Genomic DNA, 23,788 nt, shown 5'->3' on the forward strand with positions numbered 1-23,788 from the left:
AACATTGATGAAATTGCGATAACAAGTTTCACATATATGTTGCTGTTGATCGGGCGACGGGAATTATATTAGCTTTACATGCTGAAAAAGAAGAGACCAATCAAGGTTATATGATTTTACTTGAAGATTTATTTTCGAAATGAGGTTTTCCAGTCTTAATAAGAACTGATAAAAGAAGAACTTTTTACGGAAATGAAGCGAAAAACACACCTTTTGTAGAAAGTATGAGTAAAAAGAACATAAAAGTTGAATCTTCTAGTGTAGCTATATTTAAGCCTTTTGTTGAGCGCACTAACGACGCAATACAACGATTTTTCCCTATCCATTTTAAAAATTTAGGCATTAAAACAATAACGGATTTTAATAAAAACAAGGAAGTTTTAATCAACGATTTTCATCAATGAAACAATAAATTTTACGCTCATAAACAAAATATTTTTAGGACGTGCGACACTTCGAAAAACGAACACAAAGTCTATCTAGAAATTAAAAGAAAAGCTTATGCTTCGACATTTCAGTATCAAAATCAGTATTATGTTGCCGTGAATGAAAAAGGACAAAAATTGAAAATTTGACCCGATGATGATGCACGAATAATGATAGATAGTAAAGGCGAAATTAAAATAAGCATCAACAACATTATTTTTAACACTTTAATACTAAAAGGTGATGAGTTAAATGATTTTCAAAAATTTTGCTTACAGTACAAAATATCATCTACCGAGATGTTTTCAAAACCTATGTATAAACTCTACAAAAACAGCAGAATATTTGCAATTAATTTATATAACGTGATACACAAATTAGAAGAAAAAAACTACGATTTAAATCCGCTAATGCAACATACTTATGAAGTGAGTATTGAAATCTATAAGGAAATGCAAAAAATTTTCGAAGAAATAAAAAGAATGGCTTGTCTTATCTAACCATTCCTAATACATATTAAATTTTGGTTGAATTAAAAGGAGTCAACCTAGTAAATAATATCAAAAATATAAGTCCAAATAAAAAACAAAAGTTCCCATTTACAAATTCGAAAAAAGTGGAACTTTTGTTTTTTATTTCACAAAATTTATATACTCATTTGATGAATATTGAAACCCGTGATCAGAATGGATAATAAAATTATTCGGAAAATTTGTCTGCTTAATATGTTCTAATACAAGATTATTGTCATTATATCTTGATAAGTTTCAACTAACTATTTTCTTAGTTTTATGATGTATCACAGCTGATAGGTAAACATGATTCCCTAAAACATCTGAAGGTGAAGGAATATAAGTTACATCAGTAGCGTATACATCATTGAATTTTCCATCATAATCTCTTTGCACCAAGTCTTGGAACTTAACATTAGTGACCTTGTGTTCTCTCTTTCTTTTTGCTCTCCTAATTTCACAAAAAAGACCTAATTTGTTCATATATCTACCTAATGTTCTGTAATTTATATCAACACCAAACTTCATTTTCAAAAGAAGAGCAAGTCTTTCACGGCCATATCTACCTTTACATTCTCTAAATGCTTGTTTAATTTGGTCTTCATATTGAATTTTTTTTACTTTTTTATCATTTTTAGATTTCTTTAATCGATAGTAATATGTTGATTTTTTAATTCCTAAAATATCAATGATTTGTTTAATTTTCACTGAAAAACCGTATCTTTTTTTGAATTTTTCAATAGCTTCATCCAAGTCCTTGCTATCATTTCTTTCTAAAATTTTCCCGTAAAAAATATTTGTTATTAAAAATTCTAATTGATCTCTAGTTATCTTCTTTAACGCTTCTCTTCTTTTTTGATTTTCTACTTCTTTATCTATTTTTCTCGGTCTTCCAGAACCCTTACCTTTTTTAGGTGCCTTACCTGATTTTGATTCTATACTCATTCCTAAATTATATTTTTTAAATTTATTTCTGATATTTAAAATGACTTCTTTTGAAAAAGATTCTCTTTTGCTAATTCTCAAATATTCATATTTAAATTTTCTTTTCGTAATATTTTTCTTTAAATATTCCCTGTAAAACACAAAAATTTCTTCTCATTCTTCAGTTTTTAAATGTCGTCCCATAAAACCTCTTTTACCTTAATTACATAAATCACAACAAAAACCCGAACCTTACGATTCGGGTCTAATTTTTTTGTCCTAGTTTAAACAAGCTTCTGTTTAGTGTTTTTTTGCCCGTGGGCAAAGAAAATTATTAGGTTAAAGATAGAGTTTCGAATTTTCCACCAGCAGCTTCAATTGCTTCTTTAGCGCTTTGTGAAGCAGCGTGGGCAAAAACAGAAAGTTTTTTAGTAAGTTTACCGTTTGCTAGAACTTTGATTGGTAAGTTTCTTTTAATTAAATTAGCTTCAATTAAGGTTTCGATATTAACAGTATCATTAGCACTAAATCTTTGTTCTAAATCTTTTAAGTTTACAACTTGGTATTCAACGTGGTTAACGTTAGTAAATCCACGTTTTCCGATACGACGGAATCAAGGAGTTTGTCCCCCTTCGAAACCAGGTCTGTGTCCGTGACGTTTATTTTGTCCTGATTGTCCTTTACCTGCTTGTTTACCTTTACCAGCGGCATGACCTCTACCTACACGGTGTTTATCTTTACGTGATCCGGCAGTTGGTTTTAATTCATGTAATTTTATTTCCATAATATTTCCTTTCATGTAATTACTAATTCGAAAAGTACTTTTGAAACTTGTGTTTCAAGTTGCTTAACTAAATTAATAATTATCTTAGGTCTTTAACTTCTTTACCTCTGATATCGGCAATAGCTTCAGCAGTACGCATTTGAGTTAGGGCTTTTAAAGTTGCTCTAACAATGTTTGATTTTGAACGTGAACCATATGTTTTTGAATAAACGTCGGTGTAACCAGCAAGTTCAACAACTGCACGAACAGTTGAAGAAGCAACGATCCCTGTCCCTTTTGAAGCAGGTTTAAGCATAACTTTAGATGCAAGGAATTTTGCTTCATTTTCGTGTGGAACTGTCCCTTTAACAACTGGTAGTGTAATTAAATTGTTTTTAGCATCTTTAATTGCTTTTTTAATTGAATCAGGAACTTCGTTAGCTTTTCCGTGTCCAAATCCAACACGACCTTTTTTATCTCCAACAACAACAAAGGTTGAGAATGAGAATCTACGTCCACCTTTTACAGTTTTAGAAACTCTTGAGATTGAAATAACTTTTTCGCTGAAACCATCATTGAAATTGTCATTTCTACGACGAGCTGGACGAGCTGAACGTTCACGATTGTTTCTTGGTTTTGTTTCTTTTTTAGCTTCGACTTTTGCTGGGTTTGCTTTAACTACTTCGGTAGTTGCAGCTGCGTTTTGGTTTACTTGTGACATTAGAATTTAACTCCTTTCACGTTTTCTCTGACTGCTTCAGCGAACGCTTTTACACGCCCGTGGTAAATGTAACCTGAACGGTCAAAAACGATTTGAGTTAGATTTAGTTCGTTAATTTTTTGTGCCATTAATTTTCCTGCTTCAGCAGCTGAAGCGATGTTACCATGAAATTCACCTTTTGCTAAAGTAGAAACACTAGCTAGTGTTACGCCTTTAGAATCATCAATTAATTGTGCATAGAAGTTTTGGTGTGATTTGAAAACGCTCAAACGTGGTTTAGAAGCGGTACCAATGATTGATTGACGCTCACGTAAATGTTTCTTTTGACGAGCTTGGTTTCTTGATAATATAGCCATATTTTTATTTTCCTTTCACAACTACTTAGCAGCAGTTTTCCCTTCTTTACGACGAATAACTTCATCTTTGTAAGCAATTCCTTTTCCTGAGTAAGGACTAGGTTTTCTAGTAGCACGTACAATTGCAGCGAATTGTCCAACGCTTTCTTTTGAAATTGATGATAATGTGATTTCAGTTGGCTTTGGTAACTCAACGTTAACATCGGCTGGAATGTCTAGTAATTCTAAATGTGATTTACCAACTGCTAATTCTAATTGTTGTCCTTTAAGTACAGCTTTGTAACCAACCCCTTTAATTACTAATTCTTTTTTGAAACCTTGTGAAACACCAATTAGCATATTGCTAATTAATGCGTTAGTAGTTCCGTGTAATTGTTTGGTTGATTTTTCTTCATTTGCTCTTAAAGTGCTAATTTTATCTTCTTCAATTTTAATGGCGATTAAAGGTGAAAAAGTTGCTTCTAAGCTTCCTAATTTACCTTTAGCACTAAAAGTTGTACCTTCTAGCTTAACTTCAACGCCTTGAGGGATGCTTAATATTCTGTTTCCAACACGTGACATATTAACCCCCTATCAAATGATAGCGATAACTTCACCGCCAACATTTTCCTTGCGTGCTTGTTTTTCAGTCATCATTCCTTTTGAGGTAGAAACGATAGCTGTTCCGTATCCTGATAATACGTTTGGTAGTTCTTGAGCTGAAGAATAAACTCTTAAACCAGGTTTTGAAATACGTTTGAAATCAATGATTGCTCTTTGGTTTCCTTTGTATTTTAAACTTACTTCTAATACTTTATTGATTCCTTCGCCTTTAACATTTAAGGCTTGGATGTAACCTTCTGCTAAAAGAATTTCTAGGATTCTTTGTTTTTTATTTGAGAATGGAATGTTAACTGATTTGAATTTTCTTTGGTTGGCGTTTTTAATACGCACAATCATATCTGATATTGGATCTGTAATAAACATAATTATCAACTCGCTTTCTTGTATCCTGGAATTTGTCCAGCGTGTGCTTTAACACGGAAACAAATACGGCAGATTTTAAATTTTCTTAAAACTGCGTGTGGACGACCACATATTTCACAACGAGTGTAAAAACGGGTTGAAAATTTCGCGTGTTTTTTTTGTTTTGCTTTTAGTGATACTTTAGCCATTATTTATCTCCTTTAACAAATCTCATTCCAAGTAGTTCAAGTAATCTTTTAGCTTGTGCATCTGAATTTGTAGATGTGATTAGTTGAACATCTAATCCTTTAATTCTTCTAATTTTGTCAAAATCAATTTCTGGGAAAATGATTTCTTCTTTAATACCTAATGAGTAATTCCCTCTACCATCAAAGGCTTTAGGATTAGCACCACGAAAATCACGAATACGAGGCATTGCAATGTGAATTAATTTTTCTAAAAAGTCTCACATTCTATCTCTACGAAGAGTAACTTTACCCCCCATAGGCATACCTTCTCTTAATTTTCATGAAGCATTTGATTTTCTAGCAACAGTTTGGAAAGGTTTTTGGCCAGAAATTAATGTTAATTCGTTTAGAACTTCTTCGATTGCTTTTGAATTTGTTACTTCTCTACCTGCGGTCATATTTAAAACGATTTTTTCAAGACGTGGAACTTGCATAATTGATTTAAATTTAAATTCTTCCATTAAAGCTGGAACGATTTTGTCATTGTAATGTTTCTTTAAGTTCATAATTAATATTCCTTATTAGTTTTCTTGATAATTCTTGTTTTTTGACCATTTTTTGCCACTTGATATCCGATTCTTGAATACACAGGAGCACTAGTTTTAGTACCTTTTTTAGCAACTACTGCCACGTTTGAAGCGTGGATAGGACCTTCTTGTTTTTTAATGCTTCCTTCGCTTGCTTGTGATGGTTTTTTATGTTTAACTTGCATGTTAACATCTTTGATGTATACTGTGTTATTTTTAGCATCTACACGAACGATACGCCCTTGTTCTCATTTGTGAGAACCGGCAATAACGATAACTTCGTCATTTTTCTTGAATTTCATCTTCATATCGCTCTCCTATAATACTTCCGGTGCAAGAGAAACAATTTTTAAATATCCCTTGTCACGTAATTCACGAGCAACTGGTCCAAAGACACGAGTTCCTCTCATTGATTTATCATCTTTAATAATAACTACAGCATTGTCATCAAATTTAATGTGTGATCCGTTTGGTCTTTTAATACCGTAACGTGATCTAACAATCACAGCTTTAACTACTTGACCTTCTTTAACAGCACCGTTAGGTAGTGCTTTTTTAACTGAACATACGATTACGTCACCAATATTAGCAGTTTTTTTACGCGATCCGCCTAATACTCTAATTACACCAACTTCTTTAGCTCCTGAGTTATCAGCAACTTTTAATTTAGATAGTTCAATAACCATTATTCTTCACCTCTTTGTACTTTGTGTTTAATTTCTACTAAACGGAAGTGTTTGGTTTTTGAAAGTGGACGTGTTTCCATGATGCTGACGATGTCACCAACTGATGCTAGTAATTTTTCATCATGAACAGCAAAACGTTTAACAACTCTATATCTTTTTGAATATAAGTTGTGTGAACGGTAGCTTTCCACTTCGACAAAAATAGTTTTATCACCACGAACAGATGTAACTTTACCTGTTAGAGTTTTACGTGTTGTTAATCTTTCCATTATTTGTCTCCTTTAAGTTGTGCAATAGCAGTTAGAGCTTTAGCGATATCTTTTTTAACTGCGTTAATTTTGTGACTTTGGTCTAATTGTCCAGTTCTGTTTTTAAAACGAAGGGTTAGTAATTCTGCTTTTAGGTCATTAACTAGTTTTTGTAATTCTTCAACTGATTTCGCTTTTAAATCTTTAAAAACCATTATTGTTGACCTCCTTGTGAATCTTCTTTAGTAACAATTTTTCATTTAACAGGTAATTTGTGACCACCTAAACGAAGTGCATCACGAGCAATCTCTTCTTTAACACCTGATACTTCAAACATCATAGTGTTAACTTTAACTGGTGTATATCATTTTTCTGGTGACCCTTTACCTGATCCCATACGTACACCAATTGGTTTTGATGTTTTTTGGAAGTGAGGGAAGATTCTAATGAAAACTTGCCCTTCACGACCCATACGACGAGTAATCGCAATACGGGCTGATTCGATTTGACGAGCATCTACTCATGCTGATGTAACAGCTTGAAGTCCGAACTCACCAAATGATACTTTATTACCTTTATGTGCTTTACGTTTGTCGTGACGTAATAAGAAAGGTTTTCTGTATTTAGTTCTTTTTGGTTGAAGCATTGTTTAATCCCCCTTCCAAAATTTCACCTTTAGAAATTCACACTTTAACACCGATAGCACCATATGTTGTACGAGCGGTTGCTTGTGCGTAATCAACATCTTGTCTTAAGGTGTGTAGTTTCATTTCACCACGTGAATATCCTTCGGTACGAGCCATATCAACACCGTTTAGACGGCCTGAAACAGCGGTTTTAATACCTTTTGCTCTTGCTTTTAACGCTTCATTAATAACGTATTTTTGAGCAATTCTGAAGCTTTCACGATTTTCTAATTTAATCGCAATTGCTTCGGCAGCTAAACGAGCATTTAATTCTGGTTTAGCAATTTGGTTAACTTGTAGATTGATATCAAGTTTTTTGTCTTTTAAGTGTTTGTGTAGAGCAACATTTAATGCATTAATGTTAGCACCACCTTCACCTAAAATTCTTGCTGGACTAGCAACATGTAAAACAACAGTTATTTTATTTGCTTGTGTTCTTTTAATTTCGATTTGACCGATTTGGTATTTACGTACTAATTTATCAAAGAATTTGTAAATTTTGTCATCTTGAACTAATAATGTACCAAATTCTTTTTTCTCTGCAAATCATGTTGTATTACGTTGTTTGGTTACGCCGTAACGAAAACCATTTGGATTAACTTTTTGTCCCATAATTTTGCCTTTCTTAGTTTCTTTCTTCTAAAACTACTGATAAATTTGATGTACGTTTGAAAATTGAAAATGCTCTACCTTGTGAGTGAGGTTGAAATCTTTTAAGTGTTGGACCTTCATTAACTAAAACTTCTTTAACAAATAATTTAGATGCGTCCATTCCATGGTTGTTTGTTGCGTTTGCAACTGCTGAATTGATTAATTTAATAAATAAACCTGATGCTTTTTTGTTGGTGTTTTTAAGAATACCTAATGCTACCCGCACATCTTTTCCACGGAAAAGAGCGGCAACTAAAGCAGCTTTACGTACGCTAATACGTTGAATTTTAACGTGTGCTTTTGCTTGCATAATTATTTTTTACCTTTATCAGCACCATGACCTGTGTAGGTTCTAGTTGGTGAAAATTCACCAAGTTTGTGTCCTACCATATCGTCAGTTACATAAACATCAATAAAGCTTTTACCGTTGTGTACTTGGAATGTTAAACCAACAAAATTTGGGAAGATTGTTGAACGTCTTGATCAAGTTTTGATTGGTTTTTTTGCCGCGCCACCTTCGACGATAGCTTCGACTTTTTTCATTAAGTGGTCGTCGACAAATGGACCTTTTTTAAGACTACGAGCCATTATTTAGCATCCTTTCTTCTTCTTAGAATCAATTTGTTTGAAGATTTTTTAGTTTTTCTAGTTTTGACACCAAGAGCTTTTTTACCTCAAGGTGTAAGAGGTGATTTACGTCCAATAGGTTGTTTACCTTCACCACCACCGTGTGGGTGATCTACTGGGTTCATTACTGAACCACGTACAGTAGGACGAATACCTTTGTAACGATTTCTACCTGCTTTACCTAAGTTAACTAGTAGATGTTCTTCATTTCCAACTTCACCAATTGTAGCACGAGCTCTTGCTAAAATACGACGTGTTTCGCCTGATTTTAGACGTAGAACTACATATTTACCATCATCGTCTTTACCTAAAATTTGAGCACTGGCCCCAGCTGAACGAGCGATAATTCCGCCCCCTCCTGGTTGCATTTCAATGTTGTGTACTAATGTACCTTCTGGAATTGATGATAAAGGTAGTGTGTTACCTACTAAAATATCAACATCGTTTCCTGAAATAACTGTTTGTCCTACTTTAAGACCTTTCGGTGTTAAAATGTATCTTTTTTCTCCATCAGCGTATGCTAATAATGAAATATTAGCCGAACGGTTTGGATCGTATTCAATTGACTTAACCACTGCTGGAATATTGTCTTTATTACGTTTAAAGTCAATTAATCTGTAAAATCTCTTTACACGACCTCCATGGTGTCTTACTGTAATTTTCCCTTGGTTATTACGACCAGCTGGGTTTTTCAAAATTACTAGTAATGATTTTTCAGGAGCATGTCCTGAAAGATTTTTACCATAGTCAAGAGATGACATATTACGATGACCGTTAGTAGTTGGCTTGTAATGTTTAATTGCCATTATTCTCTCCTTTGCTTAAATATATATGAGGAATTTGTCATTTAAGCAATTTAAAATCCTCTTAAATTATTTTTCATCTTTTTTTGATGATTTTTTAGTTGTTTTTTTAGCAGCAATTTTTTGTGCTAATTTTTCTTCAGCTGCTTGATCTGCTTGTTTAACTTCTTGAGCTTTAGCAGCTTTTTGAGCCATTTTCGCTTCGTCTTGCGCTTCTGCTTCGTTAGGGTAGAAAACAATTTTGTCTTCTTTAGCTAAAGTAACAATAGCTTTTTTGTAACGGTTTGTAAAACCATTGTAACGCCCAACTCTTTTAGCTTTTTTACCAACTTTAATTGTGTTAACATTTTCCACTTTTACTTGGAAAATAAATTCCACTGCATTTTTAATTTGGTATTTGTTAGCGTGATAATCAACTTCGAAAGTGTATTTATTTTCTTGTTGTAGAAGGTTTGTTTTTTCGGTTAGGATCGGTTTACGAATAATTTGAGTTAATTCCATTATTTAGCTCTCCCTTCGAATGTTTGTAGTCCTTCATTTGATAATACTAACACGTCAGCTCAAATTAAAGCTTCAACAGTAACTGATGCTGGTTTAATAACTGCAACATTAGCCACATTACTTAGTGATTTATATACGTTAACATCACTTGAAACAACTAATACGTGTTTTACGTTAGCAATATTTAAACTTTGTAGTTTAGCAACTGCGTTTTTGGTTGAAATGGTTTCTAATTTGAAATCATCAACTAAAACAGCTTTATCTTGTGCTAATAAGGTTAAAGCACTGAAGAAGGCTGCTTTTTTCACTTTTTTGTTAACTTTAAGACTGTAGTTTCTTTCAGTTCTAGGACCAAAAGCACGTCCACCACCTACTCAAATTGGTGATCTGGTTGAACCAGCACGAGCACGTCCTGTACCTTTTTGTCTTCATGGTTTTTTACCACCACCTCTAACTTCGGCACGAGTTTTAACTGAGTGAGTTCCTTGTCTTTTTGAAGCTCTCTCTGACATAATTGTGTCAAAAATTGCTTGTTCATAAATTTTTTCTAAACTAAATACATTAGCAGGTAATTTAGAATTGTCGAATTCAAATTTAGCATTTTCATCAACTTTTTTAACTTCTACTTTTGCGGCTTTAGTTTCTTTTTTTGCTTTAGCAGCTGAAACATCAACTAGTTTTTCTTCGTTTAAGAATTTAATTGTTTCTTCATCTTTAACGTTTTTAGATGTTAAAGTGTCGATAATAGTTTTAACTTTAGTTGTAGCAATCGAACCAGAGAATTTACCATCTCTGTGGAATCAAACTCTTGATTCACCTTCAAGTTTAGCAGCATCTTTTTCAAATTCTTCTAAACCTTCTTTAAAAGTTTTGAAGTTTTTAGCTTTTTTAACACCTTCTTTTTTAAGGTTGAATGAGATGTTTCTGTCTTTGTCAAATTTTTCTGATAAATAGAATTTATTAACAGCCATTATTTATCTCCTTCTGCAGCTTCTTTTGCTTCGGCTTCAAGAATTAGAGGTTCTAATTCATTTGAACGCATTCCAACTTTAACTTCAATACCGTATTTTTTTGCTCTTTCAACTAAGTCATTCATTTTAATAACTTCTTCAACGTCAACCAAGGCAACTGGTTTGTGCGCTGGTAAACCTTTAACAGCTTCTTTAACGATAACTAGTGATTTTTTAGGTCCTGGAATTGAACCTTTAACTAATAAAATGTTGTTAACAACATCTACTTTAACTACTTCTAAGTTTTGTACTGTAGTTTGAACAGCACCTAAATGTCCAGGCATTGTCATACCTTTGAAAACTTTGTTTCCGGCGATATCACCAAGTGACCCTGTTTGTCTAACTGGTTGGCTACCACCACCACCACCGTGTGATTTAGGTCCGATGTGTTGGTTTCATCTTTTAATTGTACCGGCGAAACCTTTACCTTTTGAAGTTCCGGTAATGTCAACTAATTGTCCTGATGTAAAAATATCTGCTTTAATTAGTTGTCCTAATTCGTAACCTTCCATGCCACGAATTTCTTTAATGTAGCGCTTAGGTGTTGTGTTAGCTTGTTTAAATTGACCAGCAAGTGGTTTATTAACTGCACTAGCTTTTAATTCTTCAACAGCTAATTGTGTTGCAACATATCCATTTTTATCAGCTGTTAGAACTTTTGACACAACATTTGGTTTAACTTCGATTACTGTAACTGGAACTGATAGTCCTTCTTCAGTAAAAATTTGAGTCATACCAATTTTACGTCCTAAGATTCCTTTCATATTTTCTCCTTCACGTTATAAATAACGACCATTGCTTCATTTGAAGTTGGATTTGTTTAAAATAAATTAATTAATTTGTTTTAATGTCGCTGATTTGTACTCCAGCTGGAAATTCGAATCTACGAATTTGGTCTAAAGTTTTCGCATCAGCATCAATTAGAGTAACGATTCTTTGGTGTACTCTTGCTTCGAATTGTTCACGAGATTTTTTATTAATGTGTACAGATCTAAGAATTGTAACAACGTGTCTTCTTGTTGGCACAGCTACAGGACCTGAGAACTTAACATTATTTTTTTGTGCGATTTCAACTATTTTTTTCGCAGCAAAATCAAGTTGTTCATGTTCGAAAGCTTTTAGCTTGATATTGATTTTACTCATGTTGTCTCCTTTGTTCATTTTTGAACGATACTCCACATAAATTTCTTAAGCAGTCCTCAACAACTCATGGCCGCTTAACAACCTTACGCTTCTAAGTATAGTTGCTTAAATATTCTAATATAAAATCAAAAAAAGCGAAACTAAAAAAACAAATATTTTTAACACGAAACACCAATAAGCGTTGTTGATTCTCATTTTTTCATTTTTTTTGGAACACTGACAAGCGTTGTTGAATAAGAATGCAGCAACGAAATATAATAAGTAATATAATATAATAATTAAATAAAGAGAAATAATAGATGTTGCTGTCTTTTCGGAAAAAAATAATGTTATTTGGCTAAAAATAATAAAAAAATTTTTTCTTAGCAAAAAAGACATGAAAACTTTTTAGTATAGCGAAAGGAAATTATGGACAAAGATCAAAAAGAAATAAAATTAAATCCTGCTGTACAAGAAGCAATCAGTGAAATAACTAAAAAATTTGGTAAAGAGGCAATAACTTTTTTTGACTCACAAGATTTAGATGCTACCGTTGATGTTATTCCAAGTGGTTCATATTTATTAAACCAAGCATTAGGGATTGGTGGCTATCCACAAGGTCGAATTATCGAAATTTTTGGACCCGAAAGTGGCGGGAAAACTACTTTGTGTTTGCATGCTATTGCCGAGGTGCAAAAAAAAGGTGGCGTGGCAGCTTTTATCGATGCTGAACATTCAATTGACCCTGTTTATGCCAAAAATTTAGGAATTGACCCCAATAAAGTCATAATCTCGCAGCCAGATAGTGGCGAACAAGCCCTGGACATTGTCGATTACTTGGCAAAAAGCGGTGCAATCGACTTAATCATAGTCGATTCCGTTGCCGCTTTAGTTCCTGAAGCCGAACTAAACGGCGAAGTTGGTGATAACCAAATCGGATTACACGCACGTTTGATGTCAAAATCATTAAGAAAAATTGTGGCATCGTTAAATAAAACTAATACCACGATTATTTTTGTCAATCAAATACGGGAAAAAATTGGTGTAATGTTTGGTAACCCTGAAACCACAACCGGAGGTCGAGCCTTGAAATTTTACGCATCGATCAGATTAGAAGTGCGTCGTGTTTCAAGTATTGTTGAAGGCAAAGAAATTGTGGGAAATGACATTAAAGTTAAAGTTGTTAAAAATAAACTTGCCGCCCCTTTTAAATCATTCCAAACTGAAATAATTTTTGGTAAAGGAATTGACTCATTGGGTGAATTAATTGAGTTAGCAACTCAAAAAGGAGTACTAGTTAAAAAAAGTTCTTGGTTTGCTTATAAAGGCGAAAATATTTGTCAAGGCAAAAAAGCCCTAAAAGATATATTGAGTCAAAATCCGGAGTTGCGCAGCGAATTAGAAACACTGAGTTTGTAATTTATTAAAAATCAAAATAAATTCCGTTACTTTGATAATAGTCTAGCAATTCGTGCTTTATTAGGGCAACAATACTGTCATTAGCCATAGCAAGAAATTTATCTAAATCATAAAACATAAAATAAATTGTTTTTAACTCTTTATTTCATCTAATGCTTTTTTTGTGATTATCACACAAAAAGCCGCCTAAATATCAACTAAAATCACACAAATTTGTGTATTTTTGGCAAATAACACACCTATCAGGAATTGGCATAAGACCAAAATATGATAAGGCATTGGCCAGGACAAATAAAAGCAATCTTTCATTATAACCTTCATGTAATTTTTGAATTGCAGATCAGTAAGCATCGAAAAGTCTTACTGATTTATTTTTAATTTTTTCAAAAATTACCAGTATTTTACTGACAAATTTCAAATTTTGTTCGTTGCTATAATCAATATTTTCGAGTAAATTTGAACGTTTAAGACGGCCAACACTATTGATTCTGCGAGCCTTAAAATATTCAATTTGTGCTACTGAGCCAATTTGTAAATTAGCACGGTTTTTAGATTGTGCTTTATTAATGCCTTTTGCTAATAATCTAATGCGACCACTCGTAGTGAAAAAATCAACAAAAGAATCGTCAACACTTGTTGGCGAATCACTGATTCCTAAAATGATTGCGTTTTCTATTGTTTCTGCCATATTTTTATATAATACATTATATTTATAATTTAATATATAATATGATAACTTTATTTACTCGTTGGCACTAAATAAAGTAATGGAGGCAAAGTGGATAAATTAGATGTAAGCAAAATTTTTATTGACATTCTCGAAACAACACCTGGCGTTTTTAGTATTAAATGTCCTTACGATGAACAATCACACATTCATGATGATTGTGTGATTGTAAATTCGCGTGATAACGTGTGAGATTTTACAGCTTCAATAACAATTTTAAAAAATAGTAACTTAAAAAATATTGTTACTTCGATTAATTCTTTACTAAGATTCGCACTTAGAAAGAAAAATCAAAAACTAGGAAAACTAAATATTTTAATAGGAGGTCTAAATAATGACTAATAAATTAGACGGTAAAATGTTTTATGATTTGTGTCTGTCCGGGGCAAATAATTTAATTAATGCAAAAAACAGAATTGATGCATTAAATGTTTTTCCGGTGCCTGATGGCGATACTGGAACAAACATGTCTTCAACAGTGAAATCAGCTATCGATGCAATTGACCGCAGCAACGCTAACTTGGGAGAAGTGGCGAAAAAGTTTTCTAAAAGCATGCTATTTGGTGCTCGTGGAAATTCAGGAGTTATTTTAAGTCAAATTTTTAAAGGATTTTCACTTGCTTTCGAAAATGAAAAAAGTGTTGATGTTCTAGGTTTGTTAAATGGATTTAAAAAAGCTACTGAAAAAGCTTATGCTTCAGTGTTGAAACCAATTGAAGGAACTATATTAACCGTTATTCGTGAAACAACCGAGGAGTTAACTAAGATTATTGATAAAAATACAACTTTTGAAGTATTTTTCGAATTAGCAGAAAAATTTGCTCGTAAAGCTTGTGACAACACACCTAACTTATTAAAAGTTTTACGTGAAGTTGGCGTTACCGATTCAGGTGGTGAAGGTTTTTACACAATTTTAGTAGGGATGAATTCATTTATCAAAGGGCAACCAATTGCAATTAGCGAAGAATCAAGTGATGTAAATACTTTCATTCAAGATGGCGAAGTTTATGATGGCGAATTTGGTTACTGTACAGAATTTATAATTGAGCTAAATGATTGCAAAAATTTTGACAAAAAATATTTTGAAAAAGAAATCGGAAAACAAGCCACAAGTTTAGTTGTTGTTCAAGATAATGAAATTTTAAAAGTACACGGACATACCTTAAAACCAGGTAGTTTGTTGAATTTTGGTCAAAAATACGGTGAATTTATCAAAATTAAGTCTGAAAATATGAGTTTACAAGCTGAACAAACACGTAATAAAAATGTTACTTTATCAAACGCTGTCTTATCTGAGGACGAAAAAGAATGCGCAATTATTTCATGTAATTTAGGAGCGGGCATAATTTCGAGAATGCGTGAGCTGGGCTGTGATGCGATTATTGAAAGTGGTCAAACACAAAATCCATCAGCCCAGGATATTGTTGACGCAATTAATTCAGTAAATTCGAAAAATGTTTTTGTTTTACCTAATAACTCAAACATTTTCCTAGCTTCTGAACAAGCCGGAAAAATTATCAATGATAAAAATGTTTTTATTATCCAAACAAGAAGCCAATTACAAGGAATTGCCGCAATGTTGAATTTCAATCATGATTTAGATGCACAAAGCAATCTTGAATTATTAAACGAAGCAATAAAAACAGTTACAACTGGTGAAATCACACAAGCAATTCGTACAACAAAAATGCACAATATCAAAATAAAAGAAGGTAATTTTATTGGTATAGCAGATGGTAAAATTATCACTAGCCAGTCAACTTACATAAAAGCAGCCAAAGATTTAATTGATAAAACAATTACCGAAGATCACGAATTTATTTCAGTATATTACGGTAATAATATTTCAGAAAAAGATGCAAGTGAAATTCAAAGTTTTATTGAAAGTAAATATGATGTTGAAGTTGAAATATACAACGGAAGTCAGCCAAATTACCACTTTATTATAGGATTTGAATAAAATGAATAGACAATTTAAAATTGCTTTCGATATTATGGGTAATGACAATGGAATTTTAGCAGCATTAAAAGCATCTTACAATTTTGCAAAATCAAACCCTAATTTCACCATAATTTTGGTGGGTGACGAAAACGAAATTAATGCAACAAAAATTCAAGGTTTTGACCAGAAACCTAAAAATATTTCAATTGTGCACTCGCCGAACTTGGCTAATGATCCAGAAAATTTCAGAGCCTCTTTACACGAAAACACATCAATGAATACTGCAATCGATTTAGTTAAAAACAATGAAGCTGACGCAGTTTTAAGTTCAGGAAATAGTGGATTATATTTAGCGACAAACACATTTAAATTAAAACGACTAAAAAATGTTTCCCGTGCCGCATTTATGCCAATTATGCCAACTATTACAGGACGCAAGTTTGTCATGTTAGATGTTGGTGCTAACATTGATGTTCAACCTGAATATTTAGTTGAATGAGCCACAATTGCCAATGTTTTTGCACAAGTTATGCTCAAAATCAACACTCCACGAGTAGCCCTAATTAATATCGGAACTGAAGATAATAAAGGAACTGAAAACATTAAAGCGGCACACCAATTACTGAAACAAAAACAAGAAATTAACTATATCGGTTTTAGAGAACCACGGGAAATTTTAAATGCTGTCTGTGATGTAGCTGTTATTGATGGTTATGGCGGTAATTTAGTGTTAAAAAGTCTTGAGGGAGCTGTCTTAAGTTTTAAAACATTGCTAAAAAGTAAAATCATGCTTTCGCCATGAAGAAAAATTGGTGCCTTAATGGCCAAAAATGCTTTTAGAGATGTTGCTGAAACACTAGATTATCGTAACGTTGGTGCTGCATGAGTAGTTGGAGTTAATGGTGTAGCTATTAAATCACACGGTGGTAGTGATAACAAAGCTTACACAGGTGCATTAAATCAAATCAAAATAGCACTTGAAGGCGATGTTTTGCAAAAAGTAAAACTTGCTTTAGAAAGTAATGATGAATAAAAAAACGATTGATGACTTTGTTTTATTTTTAAAGTCTTACCAAATTAACTACAAAAAATTTTCTGATTACGCAGCAGCTTTCACACACCCAAGCTTTAAAAATAGTCGTAAGCAAGCACCCGAAGCAGTTGATTATCAATGTTTAGAATTTTTAGGTGATTCAATTTTGCAGTTTTTAAGCTCAAAATTTCTTTACTCTAAATATAGTAATTCAAATGCGGGAAATTTAACATTAATGCGTTCTAAACTTGTTTCAACAAAAAGTTTAAACTCTTTAAGTAATAAATTAGGCTTAAAAAGATTCCTTTTAACAGGACCAGGAATGATGTATGAAGAAATTATGCGCTCTGAAAAAGTTGGTGCCGATATATTCGAATCATTTATTGGTGCTTTATATTTGGATCAAGGTATTCAGAAAGTCAATACATTTTTACAACAAACGCTTTTTAAAACTGAAATCGACGAGAATAAGTTAAAAGACTCAAAAACGTTATTTCAAGAATATATTCAATCATTTTCACGTAACTCAGTTACTTACGAAACTGTAATGGTTGAAAACAAATTTTATTCCAAAGCAATGCATGACAACCAAATATTTGGTGAGGGCTATGGAAAAAATAAATTGCAAGCTGAAGAAAATGCAGCAAAAAATGCTTTAACTAAACTTGCAAACACTGAATAATATACAAAACGCAATATAATATTTGTAAAAGTCAGGAGGAATAATGAAATTAATAAAGGTAGAAGCACATGGGTTTAAATCATTTGCTGATCCTATTGCACTGACGTTCGATGGCGGTGTAGCAGGTATTGTTGGTCCTAACGGTTCAGGAAAATCGAATATTAACGATGCCATTCGATGGGTTTTAGGAGAAAGAAGCGCTAAAGAACTTCGTGGTGACAAAATGGATGATGTTATTTTCCAAGGTTCAGCCACAGCAAAAGCCATGAATCGTGCTGTAGTTACTTTAACATTTGACAATAAAGAAGGAAATAATTCAATTCCACACGAAATTTTTACTATTTCGCGGGTTTTAGAACGTGGTAATGGTTCAAATAAATACTATATAAACGGTGAAGAATGTCGGCAAAAAGATATTTTAGAAATTGCGATGGAATCTGGAATTGGTAAATCAAGTCTTGCGATCATTTCGCAAGGTACTGTTTCAGACATTGCCCAATCAACAGCTGAACAACGTAAAGCAATTTTTGAAGAAGCGGCCGGAGTATCAAAATATAAATTTAGAAAAAAAGAAGCATTAACTAAATTAGCTCGTACTCAAGAAGGTTTGGAAAAAATTGATATTAGAATCAAAGAAATCGAGCGTAAATTAATTCCGCTACGTAAACAAGCGGAAAAAGCAAAAATTTTTATTGCTAAAAGTGATGAATTAAAAGAAGTTGAAATTGGTCTTTTAGTTGATAACATCAAAACTTTTGGCGAAAAATATGAATCTCTTTCGCAAGAGTTAGACGGTGTGCAAGAGACAAAAATAAATCTAGACGAACGCATTAAAGAGTGCGAAACTAAAATAAGTCAAAGCACTAGTTTTAGAATTGAAGCACAAAAACAATATGACGAACTAGACATTGAGCTAAAAAAAATAAACGAAAGACTTCGTAACATCGAATTAGTCCTTAAAGAAGAAACAGCGCGTGAACGTTTAATTGCGCAAGGTGAAATTAGTGCAAGTAACGAAGAGAGAATTAATGCATACCAAAAATTAGCCCAAACGCACGCTAAAAACATTCAACAAGTTGACAGACAAATTCAAGTCTTAAACATTCGTGCCAGCGAAAATAGAATGACACTAAAAAAAGCTGAAGAAGCTATTAGTTTACTAAACATTCAAAGAAACAAAAAAGATAACGATTTAACAAAAATTCGTACACATCTTCAAGTTTTAGAGCAACAAAAAGAATCAAATACTCTATTATTTAAAGGTACAAGAACAATTTTAGAAAATAAAGCCTTTTTCGGAAAACCACTAAAAGGTACAGTAGCAGACTTAATTAAAATTGACAACCAATATATTCGTGCTATTGACACAGTTTTAGCAAATGCAACTCAACATATCGTAGTTGATAAATCAGAAACTGCTGTGAAAGCTGTTAATTTCTTAAAACAAAATGATGGCGGGCGTGCAACATTCATTCCGTTATCGTCAATTCAAGCAAAATTTGTTCGTGATGATCATTTGTTGGGTATTCAAGGTCATCCAGGGTTCGTGGCCGTTGCCTCGGATTTAGTTGATACAACTAACGAATTTGACATTTTGAAAAAATTCTTGTTAGGTAACGTGATTGTTGTTACTGACATTGATCAAGCCAACAAAATTGCAAACATATTAGAGCGTCGTTACATGATTGTGACATTAGATGGAGACACAATTAGACCTGGTGGGGTTATAGTTGGTGGTGCTAAAGATAAAACTCAAAGTTTATTAGGTTTTGATGAAAAAATTAAAGAACTACAAGGTTTAATTCCCGGAATTAATGCTCAAATTCAATTAATTTTAACTAAATTACATGAAGTTGAAAACTCGAGAAAACAAGCTTACGAACTTGAAGCATCATTGCAAAGTCAAATTTCAACATTAAATTCTAAAAAAGCTAACGAGCAAAATGCTCTTGATAGTTTTGAAATTAAATTGAAAAACTTAAATGCTCAAATCTTATCGTTGAACAACGAAAATAAAGAAAATGTCAAAACAGCACAGAGTGATTTAGAAGCTTTAAACACCAAAAAAATAACTCTTGAGTCAGAGTTAAATGCTAAAGCACAAAGAATTAGATTATTGAACAATGACATTGAACAAACTAATTTAACACGTAATGATTACTCATCAACACTTAATCAATTAGTTTTATCATACGCTAACAAATTAAGTGAAAAAGATCGTTCAAAATTATTATTAGACCAGTCAAGAGAAAGACTTGCTTCACAATACAAAATGACTTTTGAGTCGGCTTCTGAAAATTATAAACTTGAACTTCCACGTGAACAAGCTGAAGAAATTGTTCGTGATTTACGTGAAGAAATAGACAAATTAGGAAACGTAAACATTGAATCATTGGAAGCTTTAGTTGAAGAAGAAGAAAGATTTAACAAATTCAGCAATAGCTTTGCAGAATTAACTGATGCCAAAAATAAAATTGAAAAATCAATTGAAGAAAACGATAAAATTATCATTTCAAGATTGACCGGTATTGTTGATGATGTTAATGGGCCATTCAACGATGTTTTTGCAACCATGCTTGGTGGTGGTAAAGCTGAATTATATTGAACCGACCCTAACGATATTTTAGAATCAGGTATTGAAATTAAAGCTCAACCTCCAGGCAAAAACATTGCCAACATTAAATTGTTCTCTGGTGGTGAAAAATCATTGATAGCAATTTCGCTATTATTTGGAATTTTAAAAGCACGTCCTTTACCATTGTGTATTCTAGATGAAGTTGAGGCGGCGCTTGATGAAGCTAACGTTGTTAGATATGCTGAATATCTACAAGAATTAAAAGCTAAAACACAATTCTTAGTAATTACACACCGTCACGGTACGATGTCACGTGTTGACTCATTATTTGGAGCAACAATGCAAAACCGTGGTGTTACAACATTTTTCAGCCTTCAATTAGCTGATGCTAAAAAACTAGTTGCAGATGAACAAAAAGAAGTTGAAGAAGATATTCAATAATAATAAAAACATCATGGTTGTAAGCCATGATGTTTTAAATTGATAATTATTCTAATTTTCATCCACGTAATGGGTATTGAAATTCCCGTGTATTTGATAAGTAGGTTTAATACTAATTCAAATATTGGGGTCAATTGCTCTTAAATCTTTGATAATATTTTTCGTTTCTAATAAAAGCATTGTCGTATTGATTTTGTATACTTTTTCCCCAGTATAACCACTTTCAGTGGTAAATATTGAATATGCATGTCAGTATTTAATTTCTTTAAAGTACTCAACAATACGTGCAAATGATGCACCACACGAAATTTCGACATTCACTTTTTTATATTTTGGATATAAAATCGAAATCAAGCCATTTACAACAAATATGTAAACAAATGTAGTTAATTCACGCATACCAATAATTACACGTTGATTGATAACTTTATATTGCTGTGTACCATCAGCAAAGTGAATTACTTTAGCTGCTGGATAATGTTTACGAGCAAAAGAGAAGATAACTAAGAAAATAATTGTAGTCACAATTGCAAACACTGATAACATTCAACTTACACTTTTTTGTTTTTTAGTTGAAAAGTAATAAGCAATAATATCTGTTCCGCCGGTTGAACCGCCGAATTTTCACGCAAGTGAGATTGATATACCAACAAAAACTGAACCAATTAAACCATTAGCAATAATAGGTCATGTTATTGGGTTTTCAAATTTTTGTGAAATTCCTGTCTTCTCGTTGATAACCTCAATAACTTGTTCTCATCCAGGAGCAATATTGAAAACTTTTTGTGATCATGTGGCCACCGAGTTTTCACCCCCAATTGTTAATAAAAAGTTAATTACAATTTGAAAGAGCATAAATTCTAAAGTATGGAGTGTAAAGGATAATTTTGTTTTTCGTCAAAACACGATAAACAGTGGAACATTACACGCCAAATATAAAACTGCGAAATATGGTTTCGTGCTAGATCAAACCAAAGTGATTAGCATTGGTATTCCGGAAAGTCCAGAGGGAATAGTTTCAGATTTTTGTAAAAAAACAATTACACCAAAGTTGAAAAGAAAGGCCACCAAAAACATGTAAAATGTTCGTTGTAAATATTGCAACTTACGTTTATGTTTAACCTCTTTTTCGTGTGGATTTTCAAAATCATAAGCATAGGAACCCATTTTAAATTCTCTAATTTTTTGATTCACTTTACGAACTGCCAATGGTTCAGTTTTTTTATTCTTATTGTTTTGATGATTCATAGAGATATTATAATTAAAATTATTTTTTTAGTATATATATTTATATATAATCGGGCAATATTTTTTCCTGTTCAAATCAAAATTAATATGTAACTAAATCAGCAATATGAGTAATCAAGTTAGCTCCATTTTTCAGTAGAAAATTATTGCCATCTTCTAAATTTGTGCTCGGATAACAATAAACATTTTTACCAAAATCAGTAAAACTATATGCTAAATTGATTATTCCCGAGCCTTCCTTTGAACCATAAATTACTAAATGCTTTCCGATCGCTGCTGTTAAAATATTCCTTTCTTTAAATCTTTGTAATTTTGGATTCACTTGTGGTGGATACTGACTTATATACAACTCGTTTTCAATATTGACATTGGGACTCAAATATGAGTGGCCACTTGCTAGAATGTGTAATATTTGATTATTATTTTGGCGGAAATATTTAGCTATGTTTCGGTCCATTTGACTAAAATCAGTTGTTATTAATGCAAAGTTTTTACTGAAATTATCAATACTTTTTTCAATAAATTTGTCTGTATCATTATTATTTATATCGCCAGTTAAACAAATTAGATTTTTATTCAAAATGTCTAAATTGCCTTTATAGTAAATTACATATGGTGCATATTTAAGTGCTTTTAGTGCTTGCGGATATTCGTCATCAAAAACAGTGATATATTTAACTCCTTCTCTTTTTAAATTATTCAACACTTGTTGGATATTAGACTCTTCGACTCGCTTTTTATTCACTAAATCCTTAAAAATTTTATAATTATCGCCTCTATTGATATATGAGAAATAAATTAGTAATTCATTCATTCTACCTCCGATATTTCAACAAATAAATTGATTTTTATTTTAAAAAAAGAACTTTTTTATTACTTTCTAAATTTGAAAATAAAAAATCAGCTTGCGCTGATTATAATATTATTTGTTTTTTGGAGTTACAACTCTCTCTTCATATACTGAGGCATATGTACGGTTTCTACGTTTTTCAAATTTAACGTATCCTGTAATTAAAGCATAAATTGTATCGTCTTTACCAATTCCAGCATTTGTACCAGGAAAAATTTTTGTTCCTCTTTGACGGAAAATAATTGATCCTGCTGTACAGAATTGACCATCACCTAGTTTTATACCAAGTCTTTGGCCGCGACTATCACGACCATTTTTGGTAGAACCACCGGCTTTCGTGTGTGCCATTTCTAAATTATCCTACTATTTTGTTTACTAGAACACGTGTATAAGGTTGACGGTGTCCTAATTTTCTTTTGTGAGTTGATTTAGCATTGTGACGGTATACGATAATTTTTTTGCTTTTGCCTTGTTTTTGGATTTCTCCTTCAACATACGCTTTTTCAAGATATGGTTGACCAATTTTTTCACCAACCAATAAAACCTTGTCAAATTTAACTTTTGAACCTTCTTCACCTTCGATTTTTTCGATGAAGATTGTTTGTCCTTCTTTGACTAAAATTTGTTTGCCTCCAGTTTCAATAATAGCGATCATATCTATTAATCTCCTGAATTTTGTGGCTCATCTTAAGGGTGATGCGAAGCATACTTGTAAACCCGTTCAGAATGGTTACAAAAGTAACGTTGTTATTATAATACATAAGCCCGTAAAGAAAAGAATTTTTATTTAATTAATAACTTAAATAAATACTTTTTGTTTTTGTGATTGAATTTTCTACCGCTTTGCCCGGTTCATTGTTTCATTTTATTGAATTGGTTCCGGTTTTACTTTCACCTGATTTAGAAGTGAACATTCTAATTACATTGGCAATTGCACTAAAACCTGATATTACAATTGGTGCAATTGCTGTGAATGCCGAAAGCGCGCTACCTCCATAAATTTTTGCTTGTTCTTTGATTGGAATTTTTTTGATATTGTATTTCATTTTACCTCCCAATTGACATATACGATTTAACGAAATTTTTTTCAAAAAAGGAAAAAAATAATAAAAAAC

At 32.4% G+C, this 23,788-nt stretch carries 33 protein-coding genes and 1 pseudogene; 7 read left to right on the top strand and 27 right to left on the bottom strand.

Annotated elements, in window-relative coordinates:
* Positions 1-926, top strand: a 926-nt coding sequence (locus NXS15_RS01930) for a hypothetical protein (RefSeq protein WP_259290187.1), incomplete at its 5' end; no start/stop codon positions are given.
* Positions 927-1,058: 132 nt separating this feature from the next.
* Here NXS15_RS01930 and NXS15_RS01935 read toward each other — a convergent pair.
* From NXS15_RS01935 to rpsJ, 21 genes and pseudogenes are all read right to left on the bottom strand, one after another.
* A complete protein-coding gene (locus NXS15_RS01935; protein ID WP_259290188.1) occupies positions 1,059-2,066 on the bottom strand; it encodes an IS3 family transposase in 1,008 nt (335 codons plus the stop codon).
* 130 nt (positions 2,067-2,196) lie between these two features.
* On the bottom strand, positions 2,197-2,640 hold the full coding sequence (rplO, locus tag NXS15_RS01940) for a 50S ribosomal protein L15 (protein WP_396888600.1): 444 nt from the start codon (positions 2,638-2,640) through the stop codon (positions 2,197-2,199).
* An 85-nt stretch (positions 2,641-2,725) separates the two neighbouring features.
* Entirely contained in the window at positions 2,726-3,346 is a 621-nt protein-coding gene (rpsE, locus tag NXS15_RS01945; RefSeq protein ID WP_259290190.1) for a 30S ribosomal protein S5, read from the bottom strand.
* A complete protein-coding gene (gene rplR / locus NXS15_RS01950; RefSeq protein WP_259290191.1) occupies positions 3,346-3,702 on the bottom strand; it encodes a 50S ribosomal protein L18 in 357 nt (118 codons plus the stop codon). Before rplR ends, rpsE begins: the two co-directional genes overlap by 1 nt.
* A 21-nt stretch (positions 3,703-3,723) precedes the next feature.
* Positions 3,724-4,263, bottom strand: a complete 540-nt coding sequence (rplF, locus tag NXS15_RS01955) for a 50S ribosomal protein L6 (protein WP_259290192.1) — start codon at positions 4,261-4,263, stop codon at positions 3,724-3,726.
* A 9-nt stretch (positions 4,264-4,272) separates the two neighbouring features.
* A complete protein-coding gene (gene rpsH / locus NXS15_RS01960) occupies positions 4,273-4,668 on the bottom strand; it encodes a 30S ribosomal protein S8 (protein WP_259290193.1) in 396 nt (131 codons plus the stop codon).
* A 2-nt stretch (positions 4,669-4,670) separates the two neighbouring features.
* Positions 4,671-4,856: a type Z 30S ribosomal protein S14 gene (locus NXS15_RS01965; protein ID WP_259290194.1), complete on the bottom strand. Its 186-nt coding sequence runs from the start codon at positions 4,854-4,856 to the stop codon at positions 4,671-4,673.
* Complete coding sequence (rplE, locus tag NXS15_RS01970) at positions 4,856-5,404, bottom strand: 50S ribosomal protein L5 (protein WP_396888601.1); 549 nt, start codon at positions 5,402-5,404, stop codon at positions 4,856-4,858. Before rplE ends, NXS15_RS01965 begins: the two co-directional genes overlap by 1 nt.
* Positions 5,404-5,730, bottom strand: coding sequence for a 50S ribosomal protein L24 (rplX, locus tag NXS15_RS01975; RefSeq protein ID WP_259290196.1), 327 nt, complete (start codon positions 5,728-5,730; stop codon positions 5,404-5,406). Before rplX ends, rplE begins: the two co-directional genes overlap by 1 nt.
* Before the next feature lie 9 nt (positions 5,731-5,739).
* The gene (rplN, locus tag NXS15_RS01980; protein WP_130429719.1) at positions 5,740-6,108 is read right to left on the bottom strand and encodes a 50S ribosomal protein L14; all 369 of its coding nucleotides are present in this window, start codon (positions 6,106-6,108) and stop codon (positions 5,740-5,742) included.
* On the bottom strand, positions 6,108-6,377 hold the full coding sequence (gene rpsQ / locus NXS15_RS01985) for a 30S ribosomal protein S17 (RefSeq protein WP_259290197.1): 270 nt from the start codon (positions 6,375-6,377) through the stop codon (positions 6,108-6,110). The genes rplN and rpsQ overlap by 1 nt, the downstream gene beginning before the upstream one ends.
* Positions 6,377-6,571, bottom strand: a complete 195-nt coding sequence (rpmC, locus tag NXS15_RS01990; protein ID WP_259290198.1) for a 50S ribosomal protein L29 — start codon at positions 6,569-6,571, stop codon at positions 6,377-6,379. The genes rpsQ and rpmC overlap by 1 nt, the downstream gene beginning before the upstream one ends.
* Complete coding sequence (gene rplP, locus NXS15_RS01995) at positions 6,571-7,002, bottom strand: 50S ribosomal protein L16 (RefSeq protein ID WP_259290199.1); 432 nt, start codon at positions 7,000-7,002, stop codon at positions 6,571-6,573. Before rplP ends, rpmC begins: the two co-directional genes overlap by 1 nt.
* A complete protein-coding gene (rpsC, locus tag NXS15_RS02000) occupies positions 6,980-7,654 on the bottom strand; it encodes a 30S ribosomal protein S3 (protein ID WP_259290200.1) in 675 nt (224 codons plus the stop codon). The genes rplP and rpsC overlap by 23 nt, the downstream gene beginning before the upstream one ends.
* A gap of 13 nt (positions 7,655-7,667) precedes the next feature.
* A complete protein-coding gene (rplV, locus tag NXS15_RS02005) occupies positions 7,668-8,003 on the bottom strand; it encodes a 50S ribosomal protein L22 (RefSeq protein WP_259290201.1) in 336 nt (111 codons plus the stop codon).
* A gap of 2 nt (positions 8,004-8,005) precedes the next feature.
* Positions 8,006-8,281 carry a 30S ribosomal protein S19 gene (gene rpsS, locus NXS15_RS02010; protein ID WP_259290202.1) on the bottom strand — a complete coding sequence of 92 codons (276 nt, stop codon included), beginning with the start codon at positions 8,279-8,281 and terminating at the stop codon, positions 8,006-8,008.
* Positions 8,281-9,126 carry a 50S ribosomal protein L2 gene (gene rplB / locus NXS15_RS02015; RefSeq protein ID WP_259290203.1) on the bottom strand — a complete coding sequence of 282 codons (846 nt, stop codon included), beginning with the start codon at positions 9,124-9,126 and terminating at the stop codon, positions 8,281-8,283. Before rplB ends, rpsS begins: the two co-directional genes overlap by 1 nt.
* A 66-nt stretch (positions 9,127-9,192) precedes the next feature.
* Positions 9,193-9,624, bottom strand: coding sequence for a 50S ribosomal protein L23 (gene rplW / locus NXS15_RS02020; protein ID WP_259290204.1), 432 nt, complete (start codon positions 9,622-9,624; stop codon positions 9,193-9,195).
* Positions 9,624-10,595 (bottom strand): 50S ribosomal protein L4, encoded by a 972-nt coding sequence (gene rplD, locus NXS15_RS02025; protein WP_259290205.1) that lies wholly within the window; start codon positions 10,593-10,595, stop codon positions 9,624-9,626. Before rplD ends, rplW begins: the two co-directional genes overlap by 1 nt.
* A 179-nt stretch (positions 10,596-10,774) precedes the next feature.
* Positions 10,775-11,398: pseudogene (gene rplC / locus NXS15_RS02030) on the bottom strand (50S ribosomal protein L3); the annotation flags it as partial.
* Between the two features lie 70 nt (positions 11,399-11,468).
* A complete protein-coding gene (gene rpsJ, locus NXS15_RS02035) occupies positions 11,469-11,777 on the bottom strand; it encodes a 30S ribosomal protein S10 (protein ID WP_259290207.1) in 309 nt (102 codons plus the stop codon).
* Positions 11,778-12,185: 408 nt separating this feature from the next.
* Between rpsJ and recA the strand changes: the two genes are divergently transcribed.
* A complete protein-coding gene (gene recA / locus NXS15_RS02040) occupies positions 12,186-13,175 on the top strand; it encodes a recombinase RecA (RefSeq protein WP_259290208.1) in 990 nt (329 codons plus the stop codon).
* 4 nt (positions 13,176-13,179) lie between these two features.
* Here the strand turns inward: recA and recO are convergent, their stop codons facing one another.
* Positions 13,180-13,863 carry a DNA repair protein RecO gene (gene recO / locus NXS15_RS02045; protein ID WP_259290209.1) on the bottom strand — a complete coding sequence of 228 codons (684 nt, stop codon included), beginning with the start codon at positions 13,861-13,863 and terminating at the stop codon, positions 13,180-13,182.
* A 90-nt stretch (positions 13,864-13,953) separates the two neighbouring features.
* Between recO and NXS15_RS02050 the strand changes: the two genes are divergently transcribed.
* The 5 genes from NXS15_RS02050 to NXS15_RS02070 are packed head-to-tail and all read left to right on the top strand — an operon-like array spanning position 13,954 to position 20,575.
* A complete protein-coding gene (locus NXS15_RS02050; RefSeq protein WP_259290210.1) occupies positions 13,954-14,244 on the top strand; it encodes a hypothetical protein in 291 nt (96 codons plus the stop codon).
* Positions 14,237-15,862 (top strand): DAK2 domain-containing protein, encoded by a 1,626-nt coding sequence (locus NXS15_RS02055; protein WP_259290211.1) that lies wholly within the window; start codon positions 14,237-14,239, stop codon positions 15,860-15,862. Before NXS15_RS02050 ends, NXS15_RS02055 begins: the two co-directional genes overlap by 8 nt.
* Before the next feature lies 1 nt (position 15,863).
* The gene (gene plsX, locus NXS15_RS02060; RefSeq protein WP_259290212.1) at positions 15,864-16,877 is read left to right on the top strand and encodes a phosphate acyltransferase PlsX; all 1,014 of its coding nucleotides are present in this window, start codon (positions 15,864-15,866) and stop codon (positions 16,875-16,877) included.
* Entirely contained in the window at positions 16,870-17,559 is a 690-nt protein-coding gene (rnc, locus tag NXS15_RS02065; protein ID WP_259290213.1) for a ribonuclease III, read from the top strand. Before plsX ends, rnc begins: the two co-directional genes overlap by 8 nt.
* A gap of 43 nt (positions 17,560-17,602) precedes the next feature.
* On the top strand, positions 17,603-20,575 hold the full coding sequence (locus NXS15_RS02070) for an AAA family ATPase (RefSeq protein WP_259290214.1): 2,973 nt from the start codon (positions 17,603-17,605) through the stop codon (positions 20,573-20,575).
* Positions 20,576-20,626: 51 nt separating this feature from the next.
* Here NXS15_RS02070 and NXS15_RS02075 read toward each other — a convergent pair whose 3' ends face one another.
* From NXS15_RS02075 to NXS15_RS02095, 5 genes are all read right to left on the bottom strand, one after another.
* Positions 20,627-21,823, bottom strand: coding sequence for a YitT family protein (locus tag NXS15_RS02075; protein WP_259290215.1), 1,197 nt, complete (start codon positions 21,821-21,823; stop codon positions 20,627-20,629).
* A gap of 82 nt (positions 21,824-21,905) precedes the next feature.
* Positions 21,906-22,637 (bottom strand): DNA-processing protein DprA, encoded by a 732-nt coding sequence (locus tag NXS15_RS02080; RefSeq protein ID WP_259290216.1) that lies wholly within the window; start codon positions 22,635-22,637, stop codon positions 21,906-21,908.
* Between the two features lie 108 nt (positions 22,638-22,745).
* Positions 22,746-23,021 carry a 50S ribosomal protein L27 gene (rpmA, locus tag NXS15_RS02085; protein ID WP_130429698.1) on the bottom strand — a complete coding sequence of 92 codons (276 nt, stop codon included), beginning with the start codon at positions 23,019-23,021 and terminating at the stop codon, positions 22,746-22,748.
* Positions 23,022-23,028: 7 nt separating this feature from the next.
* Positions 23,029-23,328, bottom strand: a complete 300-nt coding sequence (rplU, locus tag NXS15_RS02090) for a 50S ribosomal protein L21 (protein WP_259290217.1) — start codon at positions 23,326-23,328, stop codon at positions 23,029-23,031.
* 136 nt (positions 23,329-23,464) lie between these two features.
* Positions 23,465-23,719, bottom strand: coding sequence for a hypothetical protein (locus tag NXS15_RS02095; RefSeq protein ID WP_259290218.1), 255 nt, complete (start codon positions 23,717-23,719; stop codon positions 23,465-23,467).
* Positions 23,720-23,788: the final 69 nt, after the last annotated feature.

It is taken from the genome of Mycoplasma sp. CSL7475-4, from assembly GCF_024834065.1.
GTDB lineage: Bacteria > Bacillota_I > Bacilli_A > Mycoplasmatales > Metamycoplasmataceae > Mycoplasmopsis.